Below are 21,036 nucleotides of genomic sequence, written 5' to 3' on the forward strand. Positions count from 1 at the left end.
CCAGGCGACGCGGCGTGCCCCGGTGGCACGCGGCCTCCCGGCCGCCGTCGGCACGGCCGTGACCGCGGTGGCGCTGGCCCTGGCCACACTCGGCGCGTGCACCGGCGGCGGGGACTCGGCGGGTTCCGCCTCGGACCAGAAGGCGCAGCTCGCGGGCGGCGGCAGTACGAGCACGGTCTCGCCCGCGCCGCCCGGCAAGTACCAGACGCTGCCCGCGCCCTGCACGGCCGTCGACCAGGACCTGCTCAAGTCCCTGGTCCCCGCCGTCCCCGACGTCGCGGGCTCGGAGTCGCTCACCTACGACACGGACCGCCGGGTCGGCTGCTCCTGGCGCGGCACCCAGGCCGACGGCACGTCGAACACCCTGAAGATCGACCTCGAACGCGTCGTGTCGTACGACCCGGCCGTCAGCGACGAGGTCCAGGCCGACCTCGACTTCTCCAACAAGGCGGCCGACGCCTCGATCCCGCCGCTGTCGCCCTCCGCCACCCCGACCGGCCAGCAGACCAGCGCCACACCGACGGGCGGTACGACGAACGGCGGTACGACGAACAGCGGTACGACGAGCGGCGGTACGACGAACGGCAACGGTTCCACCCCCGGAAGCAGCACGAGCGGCAACGGCACGAGCACGGGGAACGGCACGAGTTCCGGCGCGGCCGGTGACGGCGGTGCCGACCTCCTCCCCCGCCGCCTCACCGATGTGGGAAACGCCGCATTTATCAATGACGTCCTCACGCCCCACTCACAGCCTCCCCGCCGCGACGTGACACTGGTTTTCCGCACTGCCAACGTCCTGGTGACCGTCACCTACGCGGAGTCGTCACCCCGTGGCAGTACGCCACCGGACAGCGCTGACCTGCAAAAAGGTGCCCGGCAGGTCGCGGAGCAGCTCGTGCGGAAAGTCAAGGACTGACCGGGGGCCGACAGCGCGGCCCTTTAGGGTGACCCCCATGGAACGACGACACACCGCCTCCCGCCTCGCTCTGCTGCTCGCCTGTGCGGCCGTCCCCGCGATGGCTCTCGCGGGATGCTCGTCCGGTTCGGGCTCGTCCGACGCGAAGTCCACGGCCCCTTCGGGCTCCTCATCGACGGGCTCCGGCTCGTCCGGCGGCTCGGCCACCCCGACCCTCGCGCCCGCGAAATTCGCCGCGCTCCCGGCGTCCTGCAAGGCGGTCGCGCAGACCACCGTGAACGCGCTGGTGCCGAAGGCCAAGACGCCCGGCGGCAGCCCGGTGAAGTCCGACGACATCACCTCGCGCGCCGGCTGCTCCTGGACGGGCAACGGCAAGGACGGCTACCAGTACCGCTGGCTGTCGGTCACCCTTCAGCGCTTCACGTCCTCCACCGCGCTCGGCGCGGCCGAGGACCAGGCGAAGAAGCGGTACACCGAGCAGGTCGGCACGTTGAACCAGGTCCCCGGCGCGGCCTCCGCCACCCTCACCGGCTTCGGCGACCAGGCGGCCTCGGTCGGCAGCAAGGCAACCGTCGCGAAGGTCACCTCGCAGAACGACTCGGTGGTCGTCCGCAGCGGCAATGTCGTGATCCTGGTGGAGTTCAACGGCGCGGGCCTCGAAGGCAAGAAGAACCCCTCGGCCGGCGACGTACAGAGCGGTGCGCAACGGGCGGCGAAGGAGGCCGTCGCGGCGGTCGCGGCGGCGAACGCGTAACAACTCCCGCCCCCCTCGCCCGGTATTCGCGCGTTTGTACGGCGTTCGTTCGTCAACGCCGCGCCTCCGCGTCTCACCCGTATGGCAGTCTGGGGCCCGCTGGAGCCGGTACGGTTCCGGTCCGCCAGTGAGGCTGGAGCCAAGGGGTAGGAGGGGTCGCGGGTGGCCGCGATACGTTTGACCCGGACGCACCGCATATTGATCGGCGTGGTCGTCACCGGAGCGGTGGTGATCGCGGGGATCGGCTTCGCCGGTTCGTACGCGGCCGTGCGCTCGCTCGCCCTGGACAAGGGATTCGGCTGGTTCGCGAACGTCTTCCCGATCGGCGTGGACGCGGGCATCGTCGTTCTGCTCGCGCTCGACCTGCTGCTGACCTGGCTGCGCATCCCGTTCCCGCTGCTGCGGCAGACCGCGTGGCTGCTGACGGCCGCGACGATCGCCTTCAACGGCGCCGCCGCCTGGCCCGACCCGCTCGGCGTCGGCATGCACGCGATCATCCCGGTGCTGTTCGTGGTCTCGGTGGAGGCCGCCCGGCACGCGATCGGCCGGATCGCCGACATCACCGCCGACAAGCACATGGAGTCGGTGCGCATCACCCGCTGGCTCCTCGCCCCCGTCCCCACCTTCCGGCTGTGGCGCCGGATGAAGCTGTGGGAACTGCGGTCGTACGAGGAAACGATCCGGCGCGAGCAGGACCGCCTGGTCTACCGGGCGCGGCTGCGGGCGCGGTACGGCGCCGCGTGGCGCCGCAAGGCCCCGGTCGAGGCGATCATGCCGCTGCGGCTGGCGAAGTACGGGGTGCCGCTGGCGGAGACGGCCGACGCCGGACTCGAAGCGGCGGGCATCGAGATCACGCGCCCCGCCAAGGAGTTGACGGCCGCGCCCGAGTCGGCCGCGCCGATCGCGGCGCAGGCCGCGGAGCCGGTGGCGGCGCCGTCGAAGGCCGCCGCTCACGGGACGGTGAACGGAGCCGTGAACGGGGCGGCGAACGGCCATGTGAACGGCCATGTGAACGGCCACACCCTCCCGAACGGCGTTCCCGACCTCGCGGCCGAGGCGGCCGCGGCCCTCGCGGAGGCGGCCCGGCAGCAACAGAACGGCCAGCAGAACGGGCAGCCCGGCGGGCAGCAGCTCCAGCCGCAGTCGGAGTTCGAGCACCAACAGGCTTACGAGCAGCGGCAGTTCGAACAGTTCCAGCAGTATCAGCAGTACAACCAGCAGCCGTACCCGCAGGAGTGGCCCCAGCAGGACATGCCGGGCGCGCACGACAGCCCGTGGTTCGCCGCCGCGCAGCTCCAGGCCCAGCGCGAGCAGCAGGCGTTCATGGCGCAGCAGATGCAACAGGCCCAGCAGCAGGGACAGCAAGGGCAGCAGGGCCAACAGATTCAGCAGCAGCCGGAGCCGGACCAGCCGCAGATCATGGTCCCGGCCGGTCCCAACCGGTCGCGCCCGCTGGGCGGTTCCGGACTGAACGGCAACGCCGCCGCCGCGCAGCAGCGGTTCCAGCAGGGCCCCGAGCCGCAGTACGCCGCTCCGGAGCCGGAACCGGTGCCCGCACCCGAGCCGGAGCAGGCTCCGGCACCGGAATTCGTCTCGGGGCTCGAATTCCCCGACGGCATCTCGCAGGACGAGGCGTTCTTCGGCGCCTACCGCCGCTACGTCCGCGAGTTCGGCACCTTCCCCAACGCCCGCCAGTTCGCCCGCTTCCTCGCCGACATGTACACCGGTACGCCGCCGGAGGAGCGCGAGCTGGTCCCGTCCCTGCGCGACCTGCGCTACCGCTTCCAGTCCGAGTCGGACACCGAGCACATCCCGTAGACCGCAGACCGTAGACCGTAGACCGGGGCCCGCGGCCGGGGCCCGCGGCCGGGGGGCGGGACCGGGATCCCGCACCCCCGAACGCGAACTACGCGCTCGCGCCCAGCAGCGTGCGGACGCGGTCGGCGCCCACCGCCAGGAGCAGCGTCGGAAGGCGCGGACCGGTGTCGCGGCCGACCAGCAGCTCGTAGAGCAGGGCGAAGAACGACCGCTGGGCGACCTTCAGCTCAGGAGTCGGCTTGGCGTCCGGCTCAAGACCGGCCAGCACCTTGGGCACGGCGTAGACGAGGGTCGTCAGGCCGTCCAGCGACCAGTGCGAGTCGAGGCCGTCCACCAGGAGCTTGAGCCCGGCGCGCTCGCTGTCGCCGAGGGCGGCGAGGCGGGCGGTGTCGGGCTCGGCGCGCACGACGGTGCGCTGCTCGGCGGGCACCTGGGTGGTGATCCAGGACTCGGCCCGGTCGAGCCGGGGCCGTACCTCGTCCAGCGAGCCGATCGGCCGGGCCGGGTCCAGCTCGGTCAGGATGCGCAGCGTCTGGGCCTCGGCGCCCGCGGTGATGTCGGCGACGGACGCCAGCGTGCGGTACGGCAACGGCCGTACGGTACGCGGCAGCTCACCGGCGGCGGTGCGGGCGGCCCTGCTGTGCGCGGCGACGTCGGCCGGGAGCGCGGTGCCCTCGGCGACCTTCCGCTCCAGCGCGTCCCACTCGTCGTAGAGCCGCTGGATCTCCTGGTCGAACGCGATCTTGAAGGACTGGTTGGGGCGGCGGCGGGCGTAGAGCCAGCGCAGGATCTGCGGCTCCATGATCCGCAGCGCGTCGCCGGGGACGGGCACACCGCCCTTGGACGACGACATCTTGGCCATGCCGGAGATGCCGACGAAGGCGTACATCGGGCCGATCGGCTGCTTCCCGCCGAAGATCGGGCCGACGATCTGCCCGCCGACCTGGAACGACGAGCCGGGCGAGGAATGGTCGACGCCCGACGGCTCGAAGATCACGCCCTCGTACGCCCAGCGCATCGGCCAGTCGACCTTCCACACCAGCTTGCCGCGGTCGAACTCCTCCAGCCGGACCGTCTCCCCGTGCCCGCAGGCGCAGGTGTACGTCAGCTCGGTCGTCCCGTCGTCGTACGCGGTGACCGTGGTGAGGTCCTTGCCGCAGACCGCGCAGTACGGCTTGTACGGGAAGTAGCCCACGCCGGAGCCGCTGCCGTCGTCCTCCTCCGCCGCGCCCGAGCCCTCGGCGGCCTCCAGCTCGGCCGCGTCCACCGGCTTCTGCGACTGCTGCTTGGCCGGGGCCTTCTTCGTCCGGTACTGGTCGAGGATCGCGTCGATGTCGGCGCGGTGCCGCACCGCGTGCAGGATCTGCGCGCGGTAGGCGCCCGCCTGATACTGGGCGGTCTGGCTGATGCCGTCGTACTCCACGCCCAGCTCGGCCAGCGACGCGGCCATCTGCGCCTTGAAGTGCTCCGCCCAGTTCGGATACGCGGACCCGGCGGGCGCGGGCACCGAGGTCAGCGGCTTGCCGATGTGCTCGGCCCACGACTCGTCGACCCCGGGGATGCCGACCGGGACCTTGCGGTACCGGTCGTAGTCGTCCCAGGAGATCAGGTGCCTGACCTCGTGCCCGCGCCGCCGCACCTCGTCGGCGACCAGGTGCGGGGTCATGACCTCGCGCAGATTCCCGAGGTGGATCGGGCCCGAGGGGCTGAGCCCGGACGCGACGACAACGGGTTTCCCGGGTGCGCGGCGCTCCGACTCGGCGATGACGTCGTCCGCGAAACGGGAGACCCAGTCGGCCTCGTTGCTCTCAGCCACGGTCCTCTTCTTCCTGAGGGTTCGATGGGGGTGTTCCGACGGCTCCGATTCTCCCAGACATCCGGCCCCCGATCGCCAGCGGATTACCCGGCCTGTGGATAACTCGCACGCTCCGTCCCCACCTGTGGATAACCGGCTCGGCCCATCGGGGCCCGCGTGGGACACTGGGACCTCGCCTCACCGCGAGGCGAAGTCCGCCATCCACGACACACGGAACGGCACACCCATGGCCTCGGTCACCTCCCTGTCCGCTTCACTCCAGCAGCGTGTCTCGGCCGCCCTCGCGGCCGCCGTGCCGTCGGCCGACGGCGCCGACCCGCTGCTGCGCCGAAGCGACCGGGCCGACTTCCAGGCCAACGGCGTGCTGGGCCTCGCCAAGAAGGCGAAGGCCAACCCCCGGGAGCTGGCCGCCGCCGTGCTGGCCGGGCTGCCCGCGGACGGCCCCGACGGCCTGATCGGCGAGATCGAGGTGTCAGGACCCGGCTTCCTCAACATCTCGGTCACGGACACCGCGATCACCGCCAACCTCGCGCTGCGGGCCGTGGACGACCGGCTCGGTGTGCCCCTCGCCCAGCACCCCGGCACCACCGTCATCGACTACGCGCAGCCGAATGTCGCCAAGGAGATGCACGTCGGGCACCTGCGGTCCTCCGTCATCGGCGACGCGATCGTGCGGATTCTGCGGTTCAGCGGCGAGACGGTGATCCCGCGGCACCACATCGGCGACTGGGGCACCCAGTTCGGCATGCTCGTCCAGTACCTGATGGAGCACCCGGACGAGTTGGAGAGCACGCAGACCACCGCGGATTCCGCGGTGGCCGGTGAGGCGTCGATGTCCCGGCTCGACCGGCTCTACAAGTCGTCGCGGACGCTCTTCGACTCCGACGAGGAGTTCAAGGACAGGTCCCGCAAGCGGCTGGTCGAGCTCCAGTCGGGTGACGCGGAGACGCTGAAGATCTGGCAGTGGCTGGTCGACGAGTCGCTGATCTACTTCCACTCCGTCTACGACAAGCTCGACATCGCGATCCAGGACGCGGACATCGTCGGCGAGTCCGGGTACAACGACATGCTGGTCGAGACCAGCGACCTGCTGGAGAAGTCCGGTGTCGCGGTCCGGTCCGACGGCGCGCTGTGCGTGTTCTTCGACGACATCAAGGGCAAGGACGGCGAGCCGGTCCCGCTCATCGTCCGCAAGTCCGACGGCGGCTTCGGCTACCCGGCCACCGACCTGTCGGCGGTCCGGGACCGGACGCGGAATCTGCACGCCACCACCTTGCTGTACGTGGTGGACGCCCGGCAGGCGCTGCACTTCCGGATGGTCTTCGAGACCGCCCGGCGGGCGGGCTGGCTGACCGACGAGGTCACCGTCAAGCACATCCCGTTCGGCACGGTGCTCGGCAAGGACGGCAAGCCGTTCAAGACCAGGGCGGGCGAGAGCGTCAAGCTGGAGGACCTGCTGGACGAGGCCGTGGAGCGGGCGACGGCCGTCGTCAAGGAGAAGGACGCCAAGAGCGAGCTGTCGGACGCGGAGGTCGCCGAGCGCGGCGCCGAGGTCGGCATCGGCGCGGTGAAGTACGCGGACCTGTCCACGTCCCTGGGCCGGGACTACGTCTTCGACCTGGACCGGATGGTGTCGCTCAACGGCGACACGAGCGTGTACATCCAGTACGCCTACGCCCGGATCCAGTCGATCATCCGGCGCTCGGGCGACGCGCGGCCCGCGGCCCACCCCGAGCTGCCGCTGGCACCCGCCGAGCGGGCGCTCGGGCTGCTGCTCGACGAGTTCGGCGAGGCGCTGGCCTCGACGGCGGAGACGTACGAGCCGCACAAGCTCGCCGCGTATCTCTTCTCGGTGGCCTCGGCGTTCGCGACGTTCTACGAGCAGTGCCCGGTGCTCAAGGCGGACAGCCCCGCCGTGGTCGAGAACCGGCTCTTCCTCTGCGACGTCACCGCCCGCACCCTGCGGCAGGGTCTGACGCTGCTCGGTATCCGTACCCCCGAGCGCCTCTAGGAGCCCTCGGCCCCGGCGGACCGGCGGCTTTTCGGCCCACCGTTCGACCCGCTCCTCGGTGCGAACTCCGGCCCGAACCGTGGCTCGCGGAAGATCGCCGCTGTGTCGAAGTCCCCGTGGACGACGTCGTAGGCGAGCGCCGCGAGCCGCAGGTGGTGCGCGCGGGCGTAGCGGCGGAAGGCGTCGAAGGCGTCGTCCACCGACAGGCCCCAGCGCTCGGCGAGCACGCCCTTGGCCTGCTCGATCACGATCCGGTTGGTCAGCGCGGTCTGGAGCTGCACGCGCTCGGCCTGGCCGCGCTCCAGGTTCCGCTGCTGGAGGATCGCGATCGTGGCGATGTCCGCGAGCGCCTGCGCCAGCAGCCGGTCCTCCTCGCTGATCGGCGTCGACTCGCGCTGGAAGAGGCTGAGCGCGCCCACCACCCGCTGCCGCAGCCGCATCGGGAAGGCGTGGGTGCGGACGAATCCGGCCTCGACGGCCCGCGCGGTGAACTGCGGCCAGCGGGTCCGGGTGATCGGCGCGGTCAGGTCCACGTCGACGCGGGCGTCGCCCGTGCGGAAGCACTCCACGCACGGGCCCTGGTCGTACGGGGACGCCTGGTCGTACGGGAACGCCTGGTCGTGCGGGGACGCCTGGTCGTGCGGGGACGCGAAGAGTTCCAGCAGCCGGGTGCTCTCGTCGGACGCGGCCAGCGGATGCGGCGTGCCGTGCTCGTCCACGAGCAGGATGCCGACCGTCGCGATGTCCAGCAGTTCCGCGCAGCGCTGGGCGAGCCGCTGGACGAAGTCGATGGTGTCGAAGTCGTCGGACAGCGAGTCGGCGACCTCCACGAAGACTTCGGTGAGGCGTCGCACACTCGTCATGGGGATCAGTCCTTGTCCGCTGCGGTGGAGGGGAGGGCGCCGTCGCCGTTGACATCGAGGCGCAGCCGTCGGGCCACCACATCATGCGCCACGCCGCGGACGGCCCGCCCGCTCCGGAGGGCGTACGCCCGCGGGCGCGGGAGCGCGCCCGCGGGCGGGAGGCCGAGCCGCCCGCCCGCCATGCCCGCCGCCTGCTGGACGACGGCGCTGTCCGCCGTGCCGGGCGGTTCGGCGCCGCCCTCGTCCCCAAGGTCCCTGGGCAGCGGGCGGTCAGCCCGCCGATCCGGGTGGCGTCGAGCGCGCTCGGGCAGCGGAACACCGCGCGGACCGGCCGCCGTTCGGCCTCCGGCACCAGCGCGGGCCAGCGGTCGACGCGCACGCGGCGCACTTCGGCCGCCTCTCGGCTCCCCGCCGGGGTCTTCCCCCGCAAGGTGGCCCCCGCCGGAGCCGTCGACACACAGGCCACCCCGAGCGCCCCGGCCGCGAGACGCGCCCGTTCCGGCCACTCGCCCCGGCGCGGCGACAGCAGCGCTTCCGCCGTCGCGTCGCTGATCACGGCGCAGCGCACAACAGCCCTTGTCCCGCGGCGGATCTGTCTGGACGGCCACCAGCGAGGTGCCTCCTCTGCCGGGCAGTTCGCGGTCGCCGGCCGCCGTGCGGCCTCCGGTGTCGTTCCCGCGTGCGCGATCACCCCGTTTACGGACGTTACGGGCGCACGCCACGTTGACGGGGTACGTCGTCGGGGCCGCGTCCCGTAGAACCCCCGGCTCGGAGAGCCCCGGCTCCGTTTGACGCGGATAGTTATATGGTCCACAATCATTGCTATGACTACAAACAATTCAGCATCCAGTAAGCGTGTCCTCCTCATCGGCGCCTCCCGCGGCCTCGGCCTCGCCCTCGCGCGGGAGTGGCAGCGCGAGGGGTGGCACGTCGTCGCGACCGTGCGCGGCACGCAGCGGACGGAGTTGCACGACCTCGCCGAGGCGCACCCGGACGGCGTCGAGATCGAGACGGTGGACGTCACGGTCCCCGAGCAGGTCACGGCGGTGCGCGAGCGGCTGGAGGGGCGCGCCTTCGACCTCCTCTTCGTGAACGCGGGCGTCACGAACGAGCCGGAGGGGACGGTGGCGGAGACGTCCACCGAGGAATTCGTGCGGGTCATGGTGACCAACGCGCTGAGCCCGCTGCGGGTCGTCGAAACGCTCTCGGACCTCGTGACGGGAACCGGCACCATCGGCGTCATGTCCTCGGGCCAGGGCAGCGTGGCCAACAACGAGCGCGGCGGGCACGAGGTGTACCGGGGCAGCAAGGCCGCGCTGAACACCTTCATGCGCAGCTACGCGGCGCGGCACGAGGGCGAGTCCCGGCCGCTGGTCCTGATGGCGCCCGGCTGGGTGCGGATCGGCGTCGGCGGGCCCAACGGGCGGCTGACCGTCGAGGAGAGCATTCCGAACGTCGTCAGGACGCTCGACTCCCTCCGGGACAGCCCCGGCCTCCACTACGTCGACTACCTCGGCAAAACCGTCGCGTGGTGACCCCGGCCCCGGACCCGACGTCGGACCCGGACCCCGCCGCCGCCGCCTCCGCCGAGGGGGTCTGGGCCCTCATGCACGGCTTCGTCGACGCGAACAACCGCCACGGCGAACTGGCCGAAGCCCTCGGCTTCCGGCTCGGCGCCGGACGCGGCAAGGCCCTCTTCCTCCTGCGCGACGCGCCCATGACCCTCACCCAACTCGCCGCGTCCATCGGCGCCGACGCCCCCTACACCACCGTCATCGTCGACAAACTCGAATCCCACGGCCTGGTCGAACGCCTCCCGCACCCCGCCGACCGCCGCCGCAAGCTCGTCACCCTCACCCCGGCGGGCCACGACGCCATCGCCACCGCCGACGCGATCCTCCACCGCCCCCCGCCGGCCCTCTCCGCCCTCACCCGGAAAGACCTCGCCGACCTCACCGCCCTCCTGACCCGCCTCACGGCCACGACCGGCGACGCCGAGCCGGCCGACCCCGCCGACCCGCCGCGATGAGTTCCGGGGCCGGGCCGAGTCTCTTGTAGTGACCGCCGCCGGAAATCCGGCGCCGGACACAGCCGAGAACGAGGCCGAGAACACGGCCGACAGAGCGCGGAGGGCATCGTGACGAGCACACAGGGCGAAGCGGGCGGCGGCGGACGGCCGCCGGTGGTCGGCATGGAGACGTGGCAGGCGGCGCGGGACGAGCTGCTGGTCAGGGAGAAGGCGCATACGCGCGAGGGGGACGCGATCGCGGCGGCGCGACGGCGGTTGCCGATGGTGGAGTTCGACGGGTCGGTGGAGGTGACGGGCGCCGAGGGCCCGGTGCCGTTCAGGGACCTGTTCCAGGGGCGGAACGAGCTGCTGGTCTACAAACACATGTGGCACGACGGGGCGCCGCACCAGGGCCAGTGCGAGGGGTGCACGGTCACGGCGTGGCACATGAAGGACGCCGCGTATCTGAACGCGCGCGGCATCTCGTGGGCCGTGCTGACGACGGGGCGCTGGGACGAGGTGCCGCCGTTCGTGGAGTTCATGGGCTACACGGAGCCCTGGTACTCGGTGCGCGACGTGGCCGCGCCGGTCGGCGGAGCGATGGGCCATCTCACCAGCTACCTGCGCGACGGCGACCGTACGTTCCTCACGTACGACACGACGGGCCGCGGTACCGAGGCGGCCAGTGGGAGCTTCGCGCTGCTGGACATGACGCCGTACGGGCGCGGCGAGGCGTGGCAGGACACGCCGGAGGGCTGGCCCGAGGGGAACGGCCCGTGCTGGTACTGGCGCGCGGACGTGGAAGGGAACGCCACCTGGGGCCCGACCGGCCGGCCCGTACCGCAGTGGACGCGTCCCGGCGTGACCGCCGAGCAGACCCTGGGCCGCAGCGGCGAACACCACTGACGCGCCGCGCCGTACGCCCCACCCCTACCCCCACCCCCGTGAGACGAAAAACAGATAAGGCAGGTTGATAAAGTAGCCTTAGCGTATGAACGACGCTCTGGACCCCGCAGCCGTCGCCGCCTCCCTCCTGACCGGCGTCGGCGCATTGGTGCGCCGCGCCCGGCAGGTGCCGACCGGCGGGGGCCTCACCATGCCCGAGCGGACGGCGTTGTCGCTCCTGAACCGCGCGGGCCCCACGACCTCCTCCGCCCTGGCCCGGCAGGTGCAGATCACCGCCCAGGCCATGGGCGCGACCCTCGCCGGGCTGCGGGAGCGCGGCCTGGTCGACCGCGGCCGGGACCCGGACGACGGCAGACGCGTCGTGCTGACGGTGACCGAGGCGGGGCGGCGGGCGCTGGAGGACAAGCGCAACGCGCGCACCGAGCAGATCACCCGGGCCCTGACCAGCGGCGCGTTCACCCCGGCCGAACTGGAACAGCTCGCGGCGGCGGCCCCCCTGCTCGACCGGCTGGCCCAGGCCGTCTGACGCGAAAAGCCCGCCCAAGGACGCACCAGGACGCACCAGGACACACCGGGAAGCCCCGGACGCGACAGGAAGCGAGCCGATGTCCCACTCCTCCCAGGCGCTGGGCGACCGGTACAAGTGGACGGCGCTGACCAACACCACCGCCGCCGTCTTCATGTCCGCGCTCGACGGCTCGATCGTCCTGATCGCGCTCCCCGCCATCTTCCGCGGCATCCACCTGGACCCGCTCGCGCCGGGCAACATCGCCTACCTGCTGTGGATGATCATGGGGTACCGGCTGGTCCAGGCCGTCCTCGTCGTCACCGTCGGCCGCCTCGGCGACATGTACGGCCGGGTCCGTATCTACAACTCCGGTTTCGCCGTCTTCACCTTCGCCTCGATCCTGCTCTCCTTCGACCCGTACGACGGCAGCCACGGCGCGATGTGGCTGATCGGCTGGCGGGTGCTGCAAGCCGTGGGCGGTTCGATGCTGACGGCCAACTCCGCCGCGATCCTGGTCGACGCCTTCCCCGAGGAGCAGCGCGGTTTCGCGCTCGGGATCAACCAAGTGGCGGCGCTGGCCGGGATGTTCATCGGCCTGGTCGCGGGCGGACTGCTCGCCGCGTGGGACTGGCGCGCGGTGTTCTGGGTGAACGTGCCGGTCGGCGTCTTCTTCACCCTGTGGGCGTACCGCACCCTGCGCGACACCGGAAAGCGCGGCGGCGGCCGTATCGACTGGTGGGGCAACATCACCTTCGCGGTCGGCCTGAGCGCGGTGCTGATCGCGGTCACCTTCGGCCTCCAGCCCTACGGCGGCCACACCATGGGCTGGACGAACCCGCTGGTCGTCGCCCTGGTCGTCGGCGGCCTCGCCCTCCTGGCGGCGTTCGTCGTCATCGAGCGGCGCGCCACCTCGCCGATGATCCAACTGGGGCTGTTCCGGCTGCGGGCCTTCACCTTCGGCAATCTGGCGGGCCTGGCCATCTCGATCGGCCGCGGCGGCATGCAGTTCGTGCTGATCATCTGGCTCCAGGGCATCTGGCTGCCGCTGCACGGCTACGACTACAGCGACACGCCCCTGTGGGCGGGCATCTTCATGCTGCCGCTGACCGCCGGTTTCCTCGCCGCGGGCCCGGTCTCGGGCTATCTGTCCGACCGGATCGGCTCCCGCGGTCTGGCCACCGGCGGCGCGCTGCTGTTCGGCGCCAGCTTCCTCGGCCTGATGCTCCTGCCGATCGACTTCAGCTACTGGATCTTCGCGCTGCTGATCGCGCTCAACGGGATCGCGAGCGGCATGTTCGCCTCCCCCAACTCCTCCTCGATCATGGGCAGCGTGCCGGACGACCTGCGCGGGGTCGCGTCCGGCATGCGGGCGACCTTCCAGAACTCGGGCACCGCCGTGTCCATCGGCGTCTTCTTCTCCCTGATGATCGCCGGACTGGCCAGCAGCCTCCCGCACACCCTCACCAGCGGCCTCCAGCAGCAGGGCGTACCCGCGCACGTCGCGGCCCAGGTCGGCGGCCTGCCCCCGGTCTCGTCCCTGTTCGCCGCGCAGCTCGGCGTCAACCCGGTGCAGCACCTGCTCGAACCCACCGGCACCCTGGCGCGGCTGACGGCGGCGCAGCGGCAGACGCTGACCGGACACGAGTTCTTCCCCGACCTGATCTCGGGGCCGTTCCACTCCGGCCTGGTCATCGTGTTCGCCTTCGGCGCCGTCCTCGCCTTCCTCGCAGCCGTCGCCTCGGTGCTGCGCGGCGCCGACCCCGGCGCTCCCGGCCGCGAACGCCGGAAGCGCGAGCACCAGCCGTCCACGGCTCCCTGACGCCGCCGACGGCCCCTTACTCCAGGCACCCCAGTCACCCCAGTCACCCCGGAGAGACACATGCCCCTGCTCGGCCGACTCCTCAGCAACCGCAAGTCGGGCGACGCCCACGCGGCGTGGCAGCTGCCCAACCTCCAGGGCCCCGACCTGCTCACCCTCACCAGCGAGGACTTCACGGACGGCGGCACCCTGCCGCTGGAGCAGTGCGCGAAGAACGTCGGCGGCGCCGACCTCTCCCCGCGCCTGGCGTGGACCCCGCTGCCGGACGGCACCGCCCAACTCCTGCTGTCCGTCGAGGACATCGACGTGCCCATGTCCAAGCCCGCCGTCCACTGCCTCGCCCTGATCGACCCGGCGACGGCCGGTCACCTGGCCGCCGGCGCCCTGTCCGCACGCCGACCCGCCGCGGGCGTACGGGTGCTGCGGTCGACCCCGCCAGCGCGGCTGGCCGATCTTTAAAGGGCGCGCCCGAGGGCGGTTCTTCTCCCGGGGCGGCTGGCCGATCCTTTCAGGGGCCCGCTCCTGTGCGGTTCTCCTGCCAGGGCGGCTGGCCGATCTTTTAGGGGCGCGAGGAACTGCGCGGCCCGCCCCCACCGGGGCTGTCAGCCCGAGAACAACAGCATCTGCCCCACTGGGGCCGGTTCTCAAAGGCGCGCCACCGCCGTGGCTGGCCGCGCAGTTCCTCCCCCAGCTACCGCTGGGAGGTGCCCCCAGCGCCCCTGGTAGGCAACCTCCTGCGCAAGGGGCGGGCACAGGGGCCGCGCCCCGGAGGGGGCTGAGCTACTCGGGGGAAAGGTGGCATATGCGCGTGCCAGGCGCAGCCGGGGTGGTAGGGATCAGGCGTCCCTGTCCCCCAGGTCAACAGGAGTTTGAGCATGCGGAAGTTGCTCGGTCGGACGGCTGCGATCACGGCGCTGGCAATACTTTTGCTCGCCTCTGTGCCGGGCCCGGCCTCGGCCGCCGGGTCCGCACGACAGGGGCGGCCCTCGGCGATGGCCGACGAGTGCTACCGGCACCACGGCGTCTGGTACTGCGCGGACGGCTGGGACTGGTACCCCGACCGGCACAGCGCGGGCCCGGGTATTTGACGAGGCCCCGCGGAGCCGGGCCGGGGCCCGGCGCCTGACCGCCGGGAAAGCCCGCCCGCAGGGCCGGAAACCGTGCGTCCCGGATCCCGTCCCCACGGTCCGGGACGCACGGCTGACCGGCTGTCAGTGGTCGCCCCTAGAGTCGGGCGCATGGCGATGCTTCCCAACCCCCTGCCGCGACTCGCGGAGCTGGACCTTCGGCTGCCCGCGGGCACATTGGTCGACACGACGTTCGAGGGCCGCTGGCACGAACCGCTGCTGTGGATGGCCGACGGCCCCGCGGCGGACGGCTCGTGGGCGAGCCTGCTGCCCGCACGGGCGGCGGGCCTGCAACCGCTGCTGATAGAGGCGAGCGCGCCGTACTCGAAGGGCCCGGTGGACTGGCAGTTGATGCCCGACCGGGCGTCGTACGCCGGGGACCACGACGCCGAGGAAGTGCTCGCCGAGTTCTGGGCGGGCCTGATCGAGGGGGACGCGGAGGACGGCGGGGAGGACGACGTCCTCGCGCCGTACGGCGCGGCGTGGCCGGGCCTGGCCCCGGCCTCGAAGGCCGTCGCCGACCCCGGTGACCCCGACGACCTGGCCGCCGAGGTCACCGCCGACATGGTCGGCTCCGGCTGGCTGGAGAATCCGCGCGCGGCCCTCGTCCACGCCCGCCGCAGCGCCGACATACCGGCCGCGATCGGCTGGAGCGGCCCGCTCAACTACGAGAGCGACCCCGCCCGCCTGTGCGCGGTGCTCCGCTCGTGGGAGGACCGGTTCGGCATACGGGTCATCGCCCTCGCCTTCGACCGCCTCACCGTCTCCGTCGCCGCGCCCCCGAGCACCCGGGAGGAAGCCGAGGCCGTCGCCGCCGAGCACTACGCCTTCTGCCCGGACAACATCGACCAGGGCAGCTACGAGACGCTGCGCGAGTACGCGGAGAAGGCCGTCCTCGACGTCCACACCTGGTCCTTCTGGTGGGACTGACCCGCGCTCAGCGGGCCGCGAACTCGCACCACACGATCTTGCCCGGGTCCCGCTCCCCCACGTCCCACTTGTCGGCCAGCGCGTCGACCAGGACGAGGCCCCGCCCGGACTCCTCCTGATCGCGCTCGCGCACCGGCCGGTCGGTCAGGTGGGGAAGGCCGCCGCCGCTGTCGTGCACCTCGACCCGCAGGGCGGTGCCGAGGTCGCGGCGCAGCAGTAAGAGGAAGCCGCGCCCGGGGGGCACGCCGTGCAGCAGCGCGTTGGTCGCCAACTCGCTCACACACAGGAGGACTTCGTCCTCCCGGCTCTCGAACCCCCACGCGGTGAGGGCTTCCCGCGCGAACTCCCGCGCGGCGGGTACCGAGCGCCGTTCCCGACGGTAGAACCGCTCCCGGCGGTCCAGGTGCTGGACGTCTTCGTTCATGAAGCTCAGCGTCGCGCAGCGTGTTCGTTGTGTACTAGACCCGTTACTCGTACACGTCCTGTGTACGAGTAACAGGCGATACAGGTCGGGCGGGAGTGGGGTATTTCAGGTCCATGGCACCACGCAAACGGCAACAGCCGAAGAAGCCGAACCGGACCGTGTTCCAGTTGATCGGCGCGCAATTAGCCCTGTTCCGCGTCGCGAAGGGTTATACACAGGCCGAGCTGGCTCCCCTCGTCATCATCAGCGAGAGCAAGCTCGCCTCGATAGAGCAGGGTCGGCGCCCCCTCACCCTCACCTTGGCCCAGGAGTTGGACCGCGCCCTGGAGACCAAGGGGGCGCTGGAGGTGGCCGTGAACTACACACCGGACATCGACGTCTACCCGACGTGGGCGGCGGAGTACATGGATCACGAGCGTGACGCCCTTGCCATCTCCTCGTACGAGAACCAGGTATTGCCCGGACTCTTGCAGACCAGGGAGTACGCATGGGCGGTGTTCCGGAGCCGAGTGCCCATCCTGAGCGAGGAGGAGATCGAGGTCCAGGTCTCGGGCCGCATCGAACGGCAGGCGGTCCTGCACCGCAAGGAGCCCGTGTCGGTTTCCTTCGTCATCTCGGAGGCCGTTCTGCACGACCGCCTCGGCGGCGAGCAGGTCTACCGCGACCAACTCCGGCATCTGCGCGAGTGCAGCAATCTCCCTGGCGTCACGATCCAGATCCTGCCGCTCGCCCAGCAGTCCCACCCTGCGCTCGACGGGTCGTTCGTCCTCTTCGAGACCCGTCAGCACGAGCATCTCGCCTACGCTGAAACCCAGCGCGGCAGCCTCGTCATCTACGACCCAGACGAGGTGAGCATCCTCGCAATGAGGTATGCGATGCTGCGCACGCAGGCCCTCAACCCCTATGACACACAGGGCCTGTTGGACCGGCTGCTAGGAGAGTAATGAGCGCCCCACTGAAGTGGTTCAAGTCCAGCTACAGCGGAAGCGAGGGCGGCGAGTGCGTCGAGATCGCCTACGCGTGGCGTAAGTCCAGCTACAGCGGAAGTGACGGCGGCAACTGCGTCGAGATCGCCGCTCACCCCGCCGCCGTGCACGTGCGGGACTCCAAGGACCCCGAGGGTCCGAACCTCACGTTCACCCCGGCCGCGTGGGCGGCCTTCGCCGCCTTCGCCGCCACCGCCACGGCGGAACAAAGTTCCGATATGACCGACAAAACGCCGCTTCTTTAGGACATCCCTACAAATTACCCAGGGGTAGGGTGGGCGAATTCATTGACGTCTCTCTGTTCACCCCTAGGACACCCCGCCTATGAGCACCGTTGTTCGCGGAGATGCCGCCCCCACCGGCTCCGCGCCGTTGCCCGACCTCGTACCGGCCCCGGAAACCGCTGGTGACAAAGCGGGGAACGGGGCCGGGGGCGGGGCGCCGCAGCCGAAGAAGCGGCTGTACGTGCTGGACGGTCTGCGGCTGATAGCCGCGCTCATGGTGGTGGCCTACCACTACATGGGCTTCGACGACTGGTACGCGTCGCCGTGGGGCAAGTCGACGTCGACCGTCTTCCCGACGACGCAGACGGCGGCGTCGTACGGATGGCTGGGCGTCGAGCTGTTCTTCCTGATCAGCGGTTTCGTCATCTGTATGTCGTGCTGGGGGCGGACGCCGAAGCAGTTCGCGGTGTCGCGGTTCATCCGGCTGTACCCGGCGTACTGGTTCGCCATAGCGGCCACGACGACGGTGCTGGTGCTGCGGCCGGGCGGGACGGACGTACCGCCGACGGACATGCTGACGAACATCACGATGTTCCAGGAGCTGCTGGGCGCGCGGGACATCGACGGCGTGTACTGGTCGCTCTGGGTGGAGCTGCGGTTCTACCTGCTGTTCATGGTCGTGGCGATGATGGGGCTGACCTACCGCCGGGTCGTCGGTTTCTGTGTGATCTGGCTGCTGCTGGCCGGGATCGCGCCGCAGTCGGGGATCGACCTGCTGCCGCTGCTGATCGTTCCGCAGTACGCGGCCTTCTTCGTCGGCGGCATCGTGATCTACCTGATGCACCGGGTGGGGCCCACGCCGGTGCTGTGGCTGCTGCTCGGCACCTCGTGGCTGATGGCGCAGAACCAGCTCCCCGACCTGATCTCGACGGCCGAGGACTCGACGCACACCACGATCTACTGGACCGTGTGCCTGGCGGTCGTGACCCTCTTCTATCTGCTGGTGCTGGCCGCCGCCCTGGGGAAGCTGAACTTCTTCAACTGGCGCTGGCTGACCGTCGCCGGGGCGATGACGTATCCGCTGTACCTCATCCACGAGGACATCGGCTGGGAGGTCATCCGGCACACGCACCGCCTGATGCCGCCGTTCGTCCTGATCTCGTTGCTGGTGTGCACGATGCTGCTGGCGGCCTGGCTGATCCAGAAGTACGTGGAGACGCCGGTGGCCAAGGCGCTGAAGAACTGGCTGCTGCCCAAGAAGCCGGCCAAGCCGGTGCCCACTCCGGTGCCCGCACCGAAGGCCGGTGCCGACTCGGGAGCGACCGCCGGGTAGCACCAGAAAACCCACCGGACCCGGGCGTATCTCCGCGTATCACCTTGGACGAAACCGTGCACCGCCGGTTTCCGGCGGTGCTACGGTCTGCCAATCGTCCGCCGCTTTCGGGGCGTACAGGCATTGGAGAGCACCAATGCAGAGCCGTATCTCCTCAGGTCCGTTAGCCTCCACTCCCCCGCTCGAATCGGGCCCGCCTGCGTCCGATCACCTGCTGCGCGGATTTCGGCAGGCGGAGTTATCCCGAAGGGCCAGACCGCCCGCTTCCCGTTATGCCACGGACTTCGCGGTACGGGTCGCGCTGATGTCCGCCGGATACGTGTCGGTACTCGGCTTCGCGCGGTCGCCGCTCGTATCGCTCGGCGGAATCGCGTGGCTCGGCGGAATCGCGCTTTTCGCACTGGCGTCCGTTTCCATGGTCGGGTCCTGGTTCCACGACGCGGTGCACGGAAATGTGCGCGGCGGCCGGTGGAGGTCGGAAGCCGTATTGCGGGCGGGGTCGGCGGCGATCGGCCTCGGTCCGCGCTGGTGGTTTCACAAACACGTGCGGTTGCACCACCGGTACGTGGGGAATCCGGCGTTCGACCCGGACATCCAGTTCGGCTGGTTCGGGCGGGTGACCGCCGAGCAGCCGTGGCACGCCCTGCACCGCGCGCAGCACCTCTACATGTGGCTGCTCCTGCCGTTCTCCACGCTGAACATGCTCAAGCCGAGCGAGCTGTGGACGACGCGGCAGGCGGTCGTCCGGCGGGTGGTCGGGCCCCGGGGGCGCGGCTGGCCGTGGTTTCTGCTGGCCGACAAATACCTGCCGCACGCCGTTGTCTGGATTCCGGTCTTCCTGGTGCTGCCGACGCGCCGGGCACTGCTGACGTATCTGCTGTTCCACCTGATATCCGGGACCTTCGTGTCGCTGATCACCCAGGTGCAGCACAATACGGATCTGGCCGAATACGGTCCTTCCGCCGACGGAACGGAATCGCTTTCCGCTCAGCTCTCCCGGTCCACCGACGTGGGCGGCGGCCGGGGATTCTGGTACTGGCTCAGCGGCGGCACGACGTATCACTGCGTCCATCACCTCGCGCCCGCGCTGACCTTTCCCGAACTCCCGGCGGCGACGGAAAGGCTCGTCGCGCTGCTCGCCGGAACCGACATGACGGTACGGACGCATCCGTCGATGTGGGCGGCCGTGAAATCGCACGGCAGGCTCATCCGGGCGCTTTCCGTACCGGAGAACTCCGCAGGACAGAACTCTGCCGGACACGGGGGGAATCTGTGACCGCACCGACCACGGGGCCGAGCGGCGGCCCCGTCCCATCGCCGACGCCCGTCCCGACGCCGGTCCCGCCACCTGGCCCGCCTCCCACGCCCGTCCCGATCACCTCGGAAGAGCTGAACATCAAGCCCTTCCTCGTCGAGCCGATCCTCGTCTCGCGGCTGCTGAAGAAACGCTCGGCGACGCCCGGCCCGGCCGGCGGCCCCGAGGACGAGCGGTCGCCGTACGTCGTCGCGATCTGGGCGGTGCTCCTCGCCTGCCTGCTCGTGTCCTGGTCGGCGCTGATCATGAACTCGTTCTACCGGCCGCACTGGGACCTCAGCGTGCTCTCGGACGTGTGGTCCTTCCTGTCCCGGCGCAAGAGCACGGACGCGGACGCGGACGCCGTACCGTTCCTGCGCGACTACCCCTCCTGCATCCTGACCTTCTCGATCGCCTGGTCGGTCCCGCTGGTCTACGGCATCTTCCGCAGCCTCCAGACGCTCCACGAGAGCCTGGACAAGTCCGGCTGCATCCGCTGCGACGACCAGGCGCGCGCCCACCTGAAGGCGGCCGTGGACGACCTCAACGCCACATACGCCAAGCACGGCAAATACTCCTGGCTCGTGCTGCTCGGCATCGTCGGCGTCGTGACCGGCATCAACCTCCGCCTTCAGGGCCACCTCTTCCACTTCCTGGGCTCCGACGCGCTGTACGACCAGTGGTGGGGACGGGCCGCGCCGGTCACCTTCGGCGGTGTGGTGTGGATCTTCATGGGCACGGTCGGGATGTACATGGCGTACGCGGAGGGCGTCGTCGGCATCCACTACGTCAAGTTCCTCAAGCAGTTGAAGAACGAGTACAAATTCGGCACCAATCCGCTCAACCCCGACAACTTCTACGGCTGGGCGAAGCTGCGGCAGGCGGTGTCCAACCTCCAGGGCGGACTCACCTGCACCTTCGCGACGTCCTTCGCCATGTTCTTCTTCCTCCAGCCGGCCATCGGCACCTATCCGACGCTGTTGTGCCTGGCGGCTTTCGTGGGCATGGTGCTCTATGTGTTCATCGGCTCGATGACGCACATCAGGCGGCAGGTGCGGGTCGACCGCAAGGAGCAGATCGACCAGATCATCGCCGACATGCCGGACCCCGACTCGACCGATCCGTCCGCCGGGGTGCGCTACCTGGTGGCGCTGCAACGTCTGCGCGACGTACAGAAGTTGCCGTCCATGCCGATCCGCAACGGCCTGCTGTTCGCGGGCGCGTTGTCCGTCCTCGCGCCGACGGTCGCCATCGCCGTCCAGGTCATCAAGCTCATCAAGCCGTAGTCAAGGAGCCCCG

The 21,036-nt window shown here is 70.7% G+C and carries 20 protein-coding genes; 17 read left to right on the forward strand and 3 right to left on the reverse strand.

From position 1 onward, the window contains the following. The first annotated feature begins 22 nt into the window (after positions 1 to 22). From BGM09_RS12975 to BGM09_RS12985, 3 genes are all read left to right on the forward strand, one after another. Positions 23 to 916, forward strand: coding sequence for a hypothetical protein (locus tag BGM09_RS12975; RefSeq protein WP_188281683.1), 894 nt, complete (start codon positions 23 to 25; stop codon positions 914 to 916). A 37-nt stretch (positions 917 to 953) separates the two neighbouring features. Further along, positions 954 to 1,670 (forward strand): DUF3558 domain-containing protein, encoded by a 717-nt coding sequence (locus BGM09_RS12980; RefSeq protein ID WP_188281684.1) that lies wholly within the window; start codon positions 954 to 956, stop codon positions 1,668 to 1,670. A 162-nt stretch (positions 1,671 to 1,832) separates the two neighbouring features. Beyond that, a complete protein-coding gene (locus BGM09_RS12985; RefSeq protein WP_188281685.1) occupies positions 1,833 to 3,488 on the forward strand; it encodes a DUF2637 domain-containing protein in 1,656 nt (551 codons plus the stop codon). Positions 3,489 to 3,576: 88 nt separating this feature from the next. On the opposite strand, the gene lysS is transcribed toward BGM09_RS12985, so the two are convergent. After that, positions 3,577 to 5,304 (reverse strand): lysine--tRNA ligase, encoded by a 1,728-nt coding sequence (gene lysS / locus BGM09_RS12990; RefSeq protein WP_188281686.1) that lies wholly within the window; start codon positions 5,302 to 5,304, stop codon positions 3,577 to 3,579. Positions 5,305 to 5,530: 226 nt separating this feature from the next. Between lysS and argS the strand changes: the two genes are divergently transcribed. Continuing rightward, positions 5,531 to 7,315, forward strand: coding sequence for an arginine--tRNA ligase (argS, locus tag BGM09_RS12995; RefSeq protein WP_188281687.1), 1,785 nt, complete (start codon positions 5,531 to 5,533; stop codon positions 7,313 to 7,315). Here argS and BGM09_RS13000 read toward each other — a convergent pair. Beyond that, complete coding sequence (locus BGM09_RS13000; RefSeq protein ID WP_188281688.1) at positions 7,312 to 8,178, reverse strand: GAF and ANTAR domain-containing protein; 867 nt, start codon at positions 8,176 to 8,178, stop codon at positions 7,312 to 7,314. The two genes, argS and BGM09_RS13000, sit on opposite strands and share 4 nt — an antisense overlap. Positions 8,179 to 8,261: 83 nt before the next feature. On the opposite strand from BGM09_RS13000, the gene BGM09_RS13005 reads away from it, so the two are divergent. The 8 genes from BGM09_RS13005 to BGM09_RS13040 all read left to right on the forward strand — a co-directional run bounded on the left by BGM09_RS13005 (position 8,262) and on the right by BGM09_RS13040 (position 15,476). Further along, the gene (locus tag BGM09_RS13005; RefSeq protein ID WP_188281689.1) at positions 8,262 to 8,936 is read left to right on the forward strand and encodes a hypothetical protein; all 675 of its coding nucleotides are present in this window, start codon (positions 8,262 to 8,264) and stop codon (positions 8,934 to 8,936) included. A 66-nt stretch (positions 8,937 to 9,002) separates the two neighbouring features. Next, a complete protein-coding gene (locus BGM09_RS13010) occupies positions 9,003 to 9,713 on the forward strand; it encodes an SDR family oxidoreductase (protein WP_188281690.1) in 711 nt (236 codons plus the stop codon). Beyond that, complete coding sequence (locus BGM09_RS13015) at positions 9,710 to 10,207, forward strand: MarR family winged helix-turn-helix transcriptional regulator (protein ID WP_317452683.1); 498 nt, start codon at positions 9,710 to 9,712, stop codon at positions 10,205 to 10,207. The genes BGM09_RS13010 and BGM09_RS13015 overlap by 4 nt, the downstream gene beginning before the upstream one ends. Positions 10,208 to 10,315: 108 nt before the next feature. Beyond that, complete coding sequence (locus BGM09_RS13020; protein WP_317452684.1) at positions 10,316 to 11,092, forward strand: DUF899 family protein; 777 nt, start codon at positions 10,316 to 10,318, stop codon at positions 11,090 to 11,092. A gap of 85 nt (positions 11,093 to 11,177) precedes the next feature. Further along, entirely contained in the window at positions 11,178 to 11,618 is a 441-nt protein-coding gene (locus BGM09_RS13025; protein ID WP_188281691.1) for a MarR family winged helix-turn-helix transcriptional regulator, read from the forward strand. A gap of 79 nt (positions 11,619 to 11,697) precedes the next feature. Next, positions 11,698 to 13,419, forward strand: coding sequence for an MFS transporter (locus BGM09_RS13030; RefSeq protein WP_188281692.1), 1,722 nt, complete (start codon positions 11,698 to 11,700; stop codon positions 13,417 to 13,419). Between the two features lie 60 nt (positions 13,420 to 13,479). Then, positions 13,480 to 13,878, forward strand: a complete 399-nt coding sequence (locus BGM09_RS13035; protein WP_188281693.1) for a hypothetical protein — start codon at positions 13,480 to 13,482, stop codon at positions 13,876 to 13,878. 779 nt (positions 13,879 to 14,657) lie between these two features. Beyond that, positions 14,658 to 15,476: a DUF4253 domain-containing protein gene (locus BGM09_RS13040; protein WP_188281694.1), complete on the forward strand. Its 819-nt coding sequence runs from the start codon at positions 14,658 to 14,660 to the stop codon at positions 15,474 to 15,476. 7 nt (positions 15,477 to 15,483) lie between these two features. On the opposite strand, the gene BGM09_RS13045 is transcribed toward BGM09_RS13040, so the two are convergent. After that, the gene (locus BGM09_RS13045) at positions 15,484 to 15,900 is read right to left on the reverse strand and encodes an ATP-binding protein (RefSeq protein WP_188281695.1); all 417 of its coding nucleotides are present in this window, start codon (positions 15,898 to 15,900) and stop codon (positions 15,484 to 15,486) included. 113 nt (positions 15,901 to 16,013) lie between these two features. Between BGM09_RS13045 and BGM09_RS13050 the strand changes: the two genes are divergently transcribed. The 5 genes from BGM09_RS13050 to BGM09_RS13070 all read left to right on the forward strand — a co-directional run bounded on the left by BGM09_RS13050 (position 16,014) and on the right by BGM09_RS13070 (position 21,023). Then, on the forward strand, positions 16,014 to 16,844 hold the full coding sequence (locus BGM09_RS13050) for a helix-turn-helix domain-containing protein (RefSeq protein WP_188281696.1): 831 nt from the start codon (positions 16,014 to 16,016) through the stop codon (positions 16,842 to 16,844). Continuing rightward, a complete protein-coding gene (locus BGM09_RS13055; RefSeq protein ID WP_188281697.1) occupies positions 16,844 to 17,131 on the forward strand; it encodes a DUF397 domain-containing protein in 288 nt (95 codons plus the stop codon). The genes BGM09_RS13050 and BGM09_RS13055 overlap by 1 nt, the downstream gene beginning before the upstream one ends. Before the next feature lie 79 nt (positions 17,132 to 17,210). Continuing rightward, entirely contained in the window at positions 17,211 to 18,443 is a 1,233-nt protein-coding gene (locus BGM09_RS13060) for an acyltransferase family protein (protein WP_188281698.1), read from the forward strand. Between the two features lie 304 nt (positions 18,444 to 18,747). Next, complete coding sequence (locus BGM09_RS13065; RefSeq protein ID WP_188281699.1) at positions 18,748 to 19,719, forward strand: fatty acid desaturase family protein; 972 nt, start codon at positions 18,748 to 18,750, stop codon at positions 19,717 to 19,719. Next, positions 19,716 to 21,023 carry a hypothetical protein gene (locus BGM09_RS13070; RefSeq protein WP_188281700.1) on the forward strand — a complete coding sequence of 436 codons (1,308 nt, stop codon included), beginning with the start codon at positions 19,716 to 19,718 and terminating at the stop codon, positions 21,021 to 21,023. Before BGM09_RS13065 ends, BGM09_RS13070 begins: the two co-directional genes overlap by 4 nt. Positions 21,024 to 21,036 lie beyond the last annotated feature (13 nt).

The sequence above is a fragment of the Streptomyces sp. CBMA29 genome (assembly GCF_014596445.1).
Taxonomy (GTDB): domain Bacteria; phylum Actinomycetota; class Actinomycetes; order Streptomycetales; family Streptomycetaceae; genus Actinacidiphila.